The sequence below is a fragment of the Blautia luti genome, from assembly GCF_013304735.1.
Taxonomy (GTDB): Bacteria; Bacillota; Clostridia; order Lachnospirales; family Lachnospiraceae; genus Blautia_A.
In genome coordinates, this window is record NZ_JAAITI010000068.1 from 1 (window position 1) to 8,173 (window position 8,173).

Below are 8,173 nucleotides of genomic sequence, written 5' to 3' on the forward strand. Positions count from 1 at the left end.
TATGTGAATAGGTCAGCATCAGAAATTTTTTCTTCACCAGTGATGCCGGATACCAATTGCTGGCAATCAATATCTTGTCGTTTTTACACATCACAGTTTCTACGATCAGGTTCACGATTTCATCTACCTGCCGCATATCATCATGATGGGTTACTTCCAGTGATTCATAATCAATGGTCTCCTTGACAAGGTTTTCATAAGCCTGATAATCCTCAGAGTGATTATCGCTATCAAATCTTTTCTCATCCACAGATATGATTAGATTTATTATCATTCATTTCAGTATCACTAAGATTAGTATTATTAGGGTTTGAAATGTAAACTTCTTGAAGTTTGTTTTCGGGACTTCTAGAAGTTTGATTTTAGGACTTTATGAAGTTTGAATTGTAAACTTCTGTAGATTCCTCATTTTCCACAGAAGTTTGTTTTTTAAACTTCTTTAATTCCTCTCCAAATTTTTTCTCATCTGTTTTCTCAGGCATAAAGGTTTTCACGTAGATAACGTTCACCTTTCCAAATCCCTGTCTGCGTTTCTCAATCAGACCAATTCCTGTTTCGTCATCCAGTTCTCTGACATTTCTTTGTCCTCTTTTCTTTGAATTATGAAAGAAAAATTATCCCTTCATATAACGAAACGCTCAGAGCCTGTTTTACAGTGGTCAAAAGCAAATTTTTTTACTTTTTTTCTTACGAGTTTTCTTGCGAGTTTTTTTAATGCCACTCGTAAGAAACTCGTAACATTAGATTTCTGCATTTTTCTTGAAATTAAGTAAAAGAAAAAGAGCATATGGAATTGAATCCATACACTCTATGATTACTGAAACTTTATTTCATTTTTAATTCAACAAACTGGAAGTGGACTATCGACTGATAATCAAAAATATCATTCCTAAAATTGCAAATCCTTCACAGATCGCAATTATCTAAAATCTGTCGAGCTCTTCGTATAGAAAAACAGTAATTTCATTCTTTCGAAATTTTTAATTCTACGTCTCCGTTACTCAGCAATTCTACAACCTCACGCTCTGGCATATTCATTTTTCCCAGTCTTACCTCTTGTTTATCATCGTTCACGGAATCCTTGTTAGAACTACCACATGCAACCAGACAGGCTGTGAGGATAATTTCCAGAATAACTGATAAATATTTCTTCATATGGCTACACCTAGTTCTTTATTATTTCTTTTCATCAAGCAAAATAACACCTTGCGCCGGATTTTTATCAATTGCACCAACTATCTCATGTGGAACATATGGCTCTTCAAGATATGCAAGGTCTTCGGCAGTTAATTTAATGTCAAATGCTCCGGCTGAATCATCCAGATACTGCGTTTTGGTTGCCCCAATAATAGGCGATAGAATTCCCTTTGCCCACTGCCATGCAATGGCTATCTGGGACATTTTGCAGTTATACTTTTCGGCAAGCTCCGCTACACGTTTAACTATCTGCATGTCTTCCGCTTCAGTCTTATCATATTTTCCCATGGCAACCCTATCCGTGGTTCCACGAAGAGACTCTGATTTCCACTGTGGTCTTGCCAGATGTCCGGCTGCAAGAGGGCTATACGGCATTAACGAAACTTTCATTTGCTTACAAATTGGTAGCAATTCTCTCTCATCCTCTCTGTAAAGCAAATTATAATGATTCTCCATCGCAGAAAATGGTGTCCATCCATTGTCTCTTGCGGCTAACTGCATATTATAAAACTGATATCCATACATGGCAGATGCACCAAGTGCCCTGACCTTTCCTGCTTTTACCAGATCGTGCAGTGCCTCCATAGTTTCTTCAATTGGTGTATCATAGTCAAATCTATGGATGATATATAAATCAAGATAGTCGGTTCCAAGACGTGACAGAGTTCCATCTATTTCCCTCATGATTGCCTGTCTTGATAAACGACCTTCATTAAAATATACCTTGGATGCAATCACAACCTGATTTCTCGCTACATTTTTCTTCAATGCTTTACCTAAATATTCCTCACTTGTTCCTGCTGAATATCCATTTGCTGTATCAAAAAAGTTATATCCCAAATCAAGTGCATGCTTGATAACATTCTCACTTTCAGCTTCATCCAACGTCCAGTCATGCATGGTTCCAGCTTTCCCAAAACTCATGCAGCCCACACATAATTTTGACACTTCTATATCTGTATTTCCGAGTTTACCGTATTCCATAGTGCTCTCCTTATCTTAATCCAGCGTACTCTTTCTCCGATACCGCCTCACACCACTCATTGGAACAATCCACTCCCGGCACCTCAATTGCCAGATGGGAAAACCATTCATCCGGAGCGGCCCCATGCCAGTGCTTTACATCTACCGGAATGTTAATACAGTCACCCGGTTTCATTTCTACCGCATCCCTGCCTTCTTCCTGATAAAACCCTCGGCCGGCTACACATACTAAGATCTGCCCGCCACCGCTTTTTGCATGATGAATATGCCAATTATTCCTGCATCCGGGTTCAAATGTCACGTTGAAAATGCCAACCTGAGAAGTGGAAATCGGTGCAAGAAAACTTCTGCCAGAAAAATACTGTGCAAAACCATCATTTGGTGCACCAATTGGAAATACCATCTTTTTTGCATGCGCCCGCATCGCTTCCTCTTCGTATGGCAAATCTCCTTCGCCTGTTTCCCACACTTCCTTTGCAAGATTGAAAACAGCCCATGCTTTTGGCCAACCTGCATAGAATGCGACATGTGTGATTACTGCGGCAATCTCTTTTTGTGTTACACCATGATTTTTTGCATTTTGAAGATGATATTTTAAAGAAGAATCTGTAATTCCGGAAGCCATCAGAGCAACCACTGTGATGATACTTCTTGTTTTTACGTCAATATCCTGGTTATTCCAGTTTTCACCGAAAAGGACATCATCGTTAAAATGTGCAAACTCCGGTGCAAATTCACCAAGTGCATTTCTTCCTGCTGTCTGTATTATTTTTCCCATTTTCTGTATACCTCCATAGCACTGTTATTTATAAAGATTTTACCCACTCACTGATTTCCTTTTTTGTTCCACGGTTTAACAGGCTGCCTTCTGTGATAACTGCATCCGGTGCAGATGGCTGTAATTCCTTTACAGTATTACCGAATCCACTTCCACCGGATGTTGCAAAGAGCACAATCTTTTTGCCACTGAAATCATAGGCTTCCAAAAATGTATTGACAATTGTCGGAGCTACATACCACCAGATTGGGAATCCCAGAAAGATCTCGTCATAAGAACTTATATCCATCTTTTTCTTCATAATCTCCGGTCTGTATTTCTTATCACTCATTTCCACACTGCTGCGAGATTTTTTATTCATCCAGTCAAGATCAGCCTTTGTATATGGAACTTTTGGCTCAATCTCAAATAAATCCGCTTTTACTTCCTCTGCGATCATCTGTGCTACTTTTTTTGTTGTTCCGCTTGCACTGAAAAATGCCACTAATTTTTTACTCATAATAAAAAGCCCCTTTCTATACGTATTTTTCACAAAAAAATAGATGTATAAGATTTACATTCATCTTACACATCTATTTTAAGCTCTATCGCTTCATTATGTCTAATGCTTATATTGAATTTTATTTTATGCCTGAAAAGCATTAATCTCCTCAATCATTTTACGGACTGCCAAAGAATATGGAATGTTTCGTCTCCAGGCAATCACAGTACTTGTTGTGATTTCAGGAGAAATTCTTCGCTGTACAAGAATATCCTCCCGCCAATACTTTGCAGCACCTTCGATGGATACCGGATAGCCCAGTCCATTTGCTGCCATAACTCCGGCATTCGTTCCAAGATTACTTGTAAAAGCAATCTGCAGTTTCGAAAAGTCTTTTCCAAACCAATTGGCAAGTTCACTTTGAACATTTACTCTTTCCGGCAGGATCAATGGTTTTCCAATAAGATCTTCTTTTCTTATAAACTCTTTTTTTGCCAGCGGATCATCCGGCCGCATTCCAACACACCAGTGATCGCAATCTGTGATCCGGATATAATCCAGCCCTTCGGTGTCCACCGGTTCCATGAATAATGCAATATCTATAAGTCCTTTGTTCATCATCTCATACACTGCATCTGCTGTTGCAGTATGCAATACAATCTGAACCAGCGGGTATTTTTCTTTATATGTTTTACATATCTCCGCCAATGTCTCCACCGCTGCAAATTCACCGCATCCAATGGTTATCGTGCCCTCTACAACCTCTTCTTTTCCTTTCAGTTCCTCAAGCGTTCTTTCCTCAAGATTAAGAATCTCCAGGGCACGCCTTTTTAATAAAATTCCTTCATCAGTAAGCGATATTTTCTTTCCGTTTCGAATAAATAATGTTATTCCCAGGTCCTCTTCAAATGCTGCCATTTGTCTGGAAAGCGTTGGCTGGGTAATATGCAATTGTTCTGCTGCTTTTGTAAAGCTCTGTTCTTTTGCTACTGTCAGAAAATAGCGCAATAGTCTTAATTCCATATTTTTTATTCCCACAACTTCCGATTTCTATTTTTGTTTCCATAGCATAGTGTACTCTTTTTCACCAGTATCTTCATCCAAACCTTCACATTGAATAATGAACCCTTCTCTTTGGTAAAAAGAAATTGCTCTGGCATTCTTCTGATATACATTTAATCGTAAGCTGACTTTTTTATCCTTAATATAATCCAATAAAAGCTTACCTATGCCACATGACTGCATTTCATCAGAGACAAAAATACCTTCGATATATTCATCATTTAGTCCTACAAATCCTTGTATCATTTTATCTGCTTCAAACACATAAACTTCGGATTGTGACAGCATTTCTTTCACTAATTCATAATTACTTTTCCAGTATTGATTGGAAATAAAATAATGTGCTTTCAGATTTGTCTTTAACCATATGTCAGCGACTCTATCGATATCTCTGTTCAGCAACTTTCTAATCATAACAAATATTCTCCACAACAACATCCTTTATGCTTTTCTCTTTTATCTATTCTATCACAAGCTCACCATTAATCATCATTTTTTTGATATTTTTTCTTTTCCCCCACTGTAAAACAGCCTCTGAGCGTTTCGTTATATAGAGGGATACAAATAAAAGCAAGATCCACCCATGTTTAACAGTAATGCCGTTTGGCATCCTGTTCTCCTATGGGATTTATCTTGATGGGGATCTCCCCATACCCTCTCAATAACAGACGTTTCACTTGTCTGTTGGTTCCACCTAAAGGTGTTCACAGCACTATTTCTAATATCGGAAGGGACAGCCGATATTGAAATACGTGGACTCCCGGTGGGAGAAATAGTCTCAGCGGAAGGAGGAGTATGAGAACAAAAAACAAAGATAAAGAACTGAATCACAGACATTTTATAGGATTACGTCTTACAGATGTCGAACTGGATTTATTAGACCAAGGCGCTGCTTGTTTGTCCATTAGTCGATCAGAATATCTGAGAAAACTCCTACTTGAAAAGCAAATCAATCATCAGATTGAAGTTGTTGCAGACATGAACGATCTCAGAAAACTGGTCAGTGAATATGGAAAGATCGGATCGAATCTCAATCAGATCGCCAAGCATTTTAACAGTGGTGGCAGTCAGTCACGTGCTATAGAAAATGAGATCCATCAGTGCATCACGGACTTATTCCTATTGAGAAAAGAGGTACTGAAACTGGCAGGTGGTATGAATGGCAATCGTAAAACACATACATTTTTTCTTTCTTGGTTTGTCAGATCACGAATGTCATTATTCACGATATCTGCTGCAAGGAGAGAAGTAAAACGGAGCCAGTTTGTTTTTGTAGAATTAAGGAAGCGATAGAAAGTGTTTTTAGAAAACTGTTCCTTAAAAGAGCCGGTCCGTTGCTGCATATACATACTTCTTCCGATAAAAATGTTACTGAGCTTGTAACGAAGCAGGGAAACAGGTGAAACACCTTTTTCTTTCATTCCGTTGCATTTAGCAAGAAGTTTGCCGACATGATGTTTGGAAAAAAATCTTTGAACACAGTCGATTAAGTCGTTCTCATCGAAATGGTTTTGTGGTATACTGGACATGGCATAAATCTCCTTTGTAAAGATGGTTTCTAGTCAACTCCATTATACCAAAGTGAACAGATTTATGCCTTTTTTATTGGCTGAAATATTGAATTTTCAAGGTTCAACACACCGCATCGGTGTGGGAAGTTTTAGTTTATAATTAATAGACTTGCTGACGAATCAGCTGTTTTAAAGCCTTTATGATAACATTTGATTTTATATGTGTTTCGATGTTTCTAACGAAATTGGTCAAAAATATCTGGCTGCGAATGCCCTGACTTAATTCAAAACGAAACTCCTGTACACTTTTTGTACGGTATTCGGAAAACTGCTCATCCTGATAGGGTAAGATCTTCATTGCACAATAACAGATATTGATCAGATTTACCAGCATTTCAATACCCTTGCAGCTTCGTACCATATACCTGCAAAGTGACCAGAAGGTTTTCTGCTCATAGTAGCTTGTTTCAATATTCCACCGGAACGAGTACAAAAACAGCGGAATATATTTCATCCTGTCATTCTTCCATACAGGTATGCAAAGCATAATACTTACAAAGCAGTGTCCATTCAGATAATTGGAACCATTATGTGCGGCATGGTCAAAGAGTTTTGAAACATTCTCAAACCGAGTTCCGGCCTTTGCTACCATGGTATCATCCACACAAAGAAATATCGGCTGTGTTGCCAGTGAATCCGGTATCATTCTCAAAGCAACTTTAGCTGTGATATTCATAAAGTGGGAATAATCAACTTTTGCATAGGAACATGCGTGGTAAAAGGTATTGAGGGATTTTGTGGTAATCCCAGACAAAAAGTGCTGATATAAAAATCGAATGGAATGTACAGATTCCAATGTTAGTATTGATAAAACGAGTAAAAACAAAGTATCTGCTGTTGGAGCAGAAAAAGTTTCAAAATAAATCAAAAAATATTTGTGAAGTCTACCAGTCAGAGTCTTTTCGTTGTATAATGTCTTTTTCGTACAGGGTCACTTTCCTTTGTAATGTTTTGGAGCAAACTCATTATACATCAGAAAGCCCTGTACGATATTTTTTTATGAAAAAGTTGTAAAGTGGTGTAAAGATTAATGATCTTTGTATTGGCACCGAAAATATATTTATTTCTCCGCGGCTTTTCTTCCAGGATGGGAGAGTGCCGCGGAGAATTTTTTGCGAAGAAAGAATTGCTATAGCTTTTGTAATTCCGGGAAAACCTTTATCTAAGAGAAAAATACAATATTAACATGAATATCATGAATATAATATTGGAGGCTGTGAATATTCCCAAATACTTCCCTCTCAGATTCCTGTTTTCTTTTGCAATATATTTGAAACTTATCAGGCTTGCCATGGATGCAATCAGAGTGCCGAGACCTCCAATATTGGTTCCGACAATTAAAGCCCGGTAATTATCTGTAAAGCCGGATAAAAGAAGCGCAGCGGGAACATTGCTCATAATCTGACTGGCAAGAACAGCAGTAAGTGTTTCCCTTCCTGCCATGATTCTTTCCAGAAAACTGCTGAATTGCGGAATCCTTCCAAGATTGCCGATAAAAATAAATAATGCGATAAAGGTGGCAAGCAGGGAGTAATCCACCCTGCTTATATTTTCCCTGTTTCTTAGCAGCATATATATAAGAACCAATACAAGAGGAATCTGGTATGGAATGATACGTGCAACAGTGAGCAAGCAGATTGTAAATAAGATCAGGTAAGCGGCCAGGTATTCCATGTTAAGTTCTTTTCTGTCAGAGAATCCCAAAAGAGTTTTATCTTTTTCGGAACCGCATATGTGAGGTGCTTTGGCAGCGGCTACCTGTATCCATATCAGAAGAAGGATAAGTGCTGTGGCGGAATAGGGAAGCATCAGGGTTATTAATTCTGCCGCGGACATCCCTGCTCTGGCATATAGATAAAGGTTCTGCGGATTTCCGATTGGTGTGAGCATGCTTCCGAGATTAGCAGCGATTGTCTGCATGGCTACTATTTTAAGAAGCCAGTAATTGCCCAGTTCCTTTGGCAGTTTATGCACAATGATCAGTGCAAGAGGAACAAAAGTAATCAATGCCACATCATTGGTGATCACCATTGACAGGAAGAAACGAGACTATGAAAAAATCTCTGTAAATAGGATTCTTCTATGATAAGAAAGGGTGAG

General features: G+C 38.4%; 10 protein-coding genes and 2 pseudogenes. 1 reads left to right on the plus strand and 11 read right to left on the minus strand.

Going from position 1 to position 8,173, the window contains the following annotated elements; all coding sequences use genetic code 11:
* The 8 genes from G5B06_RS19880 to G5B06_RS18285 form a co-directional block, all read right to left on the minus strand.
* Positions 1 to 274, minus strand: a 274-nt coding sequence (locus G5B06_RS19880) for a DUF6017 domain-containing protein (protein ID WP_244094423.1), incomplete at its 3' end; no start/stop codon positions are given.
* Positions 275 to 963: 689 nt separating this feature from the next.
* Positions 964 to 1,155, minus strand: a complete 192-nt coding sequence (locus G5B06_RS18255; protein ID WP_015526519.1) for a hypothetical protein — start codon at positions 1,153 to 1,155, stop codon at positions 964 to 966.
* A gap of 21 nt (positions 1,156 to 1,176) precedes the next feature.
* The gene (locus G5B06_RS18260) at positions 1,177 to 2,181 is read right to left on the minus strand and encodes an aldo/keto reductase (protein WP_021650152.1); all 1,005 of its coding nucleotides are present in this window, start codon (positions 2,179 to 2,181) and stop codon (positions 1,177 to 1,179) included.
* 10 nt (positions 2,182 to 2,191) lie between these two features.
* Complete coding sequence (locus G5B06_RS18265; protein ID WP_173762143.1) at positions 2,192 to 2,959, minus strand: carboxymuconolactone decarboxylase family protein; 768 nt, start codon at positions 2,957 to 2,959, stop codon at positions 2,192 to 2,194.
* A gap of 28 nt (positions 2,960 to 2,987) precedes the next feature.
* A complete protein-coding gene (locus tag G5B06_RS18270; RefSeq protein WP_173762144.1) occupies positions 2,988 to 3,458 on the minus strand; it encodes a flavodoxin in 471 nt (156 codons plus the stop codon).
* Between the two features lie 126 nt (positions 3,459 to 3,584).
* Complete coding sequence (locus G5B06_RS18275; protein ID WP_173762145.1) at positions 3,585 to 4,463, minus strand: LysR family transcriptional regulator; 879 nt, start codon at positions 4,461 to 4,463, stop codon at positions 3,585 to 3,587.
* A gap of 27 nt (positions 4,464 to 4,490) precedes the next feature.
* A complete protein-coding gene (locus G5B06_RS18280; protein ID WP_129976200.1) occupies positions 4,491 to 4,916 on the minus strand; it encodes a GNAT family N-acetyltransferase in 426 nt (141 codons plus the stop codon).
* Between the two features lie 46 nt (positions 4,917 to 4,962).
* Positions 4,963 to 5,112, minus strand: a complete 150-nt coding sequence (locus tag G5B06_RS18285; protein ID WP_173762146.1) for a hypothetical protein — start codon at positions 5,110 to 5,112, stop codon at positions 4,963 to 4,965.
* 185 nt (positions 5,113 to 5,297) lie between these two features.
* On the opposite strand from G5B06_RS18285, the pseudogene G5B06_RS18290 reads away from it, so the two are divergent.
* Positions 5,298 to 5,681: pseudogene (locus G5B06_RS18290) on the plus strand (plasmid mobilization protein); the annotation flags it as partial.
* On the opposite strand, the pseudogene G5B06_RS19885 reads toward G5B06_RS18290, so the two are convergent.
* The 3 genes and pseudogenes from G5B06_RS19885 to G5B06_RS18300 form a co-directional block, all read right to left on the minus strand.
* Positions 5,672 to 6,031: pseudogene (locus G5B06_RS19885) on the minus strand (IS4 family transposase); the annotation flags it as partial. The pseudogenes G5B06_RS18290 and G5B06_RS19885 sit on opposite strands and share 10 nt — an antisense overlap.
* Positions 6,032 to 6,173: 142 nt before the next feature.
* A complete protein-coding gene (locus G5B06_RS18295; RefSeq protein ID WP_330597025.1) occupies positions 6,174 to 6,827 on the minus strand; it encodes a hypothetical protein in 654 nt (217 codons plus the stop codon).
* A gap of 404 nt (positions 6,828 to 7,231) precedes the next feature.
* Entirely contained in the window at positions 7,232 to 8,104 is an 873-nt protein-coding gene (locus tag G5B06_RS18300; protein ID WP_244092724.1) for an SLC13 family permease, read from the minus strand.
* Positions 8,105 to 8,173 lie beyond the last annotated feature (69 nt).

Excerpts from the sequence above, each read along its gene's own strand:
- G5B06_RS18300 (WP_244092724.1), bottom strand. The coding sequence starts at position 8,104 with ATGGTGATCACCAATGATGTGGCATTGATTACTTTTGTTCCTCTTGCA.
- G5B06_RS18280 (WP_129976200.1), bottom strand. The coding sequence starts at position 4,916 with ATGATTAGAAAGTTGCTGAACAGAGATATCGATAGAGTCGCTGACATA.
- G5B06_RS18285 (WP_173762146.1), bottom strand. The coding sequence starts at position 5,112 with ATGCCAAACGGCATTACTGTTAAACATGGGTGGATCTTGCTTTTATTT.
- G5B06_RS18270 (WP_173762144.1), bottom strand. The coding sequence starts at position 3,458 with ATGAGTAAAAAATTAGTGGCATTTTTCAGTGCAAGCGGAACAACAAAA.
- G5B06_RS18265 (WP_173762143.1), bottom strand. The coding sequence starts at position 2,959 with ATGGGAAAAATAATACAGACAGCAGGAAGAAATGCACTTGGTGAATTT.
- G5B06_RS18260 (WP_021650152.1), bottom strand. The coding sequence starts at position 2,181 with ATGGAATACGGTAAACTCGGAAATACAGATATAGAAGTGTCAAAATTA.
- G5B06_RS18255 (WP_015526519.1), bottom strand. The coding sequence starts at position 1,155 with ATGAAGAAATATTTATCAGTTATTCTGGAAATTATCCTCACAGCCTGT.
- G5B06_RS18275 (WP_173762145.1), bottom strand. The coding sequence starts at position 4,463 with ATGGAATTAAGACTATTGCGCTATTTTCTGACAGTAGCAAAAGAACAG.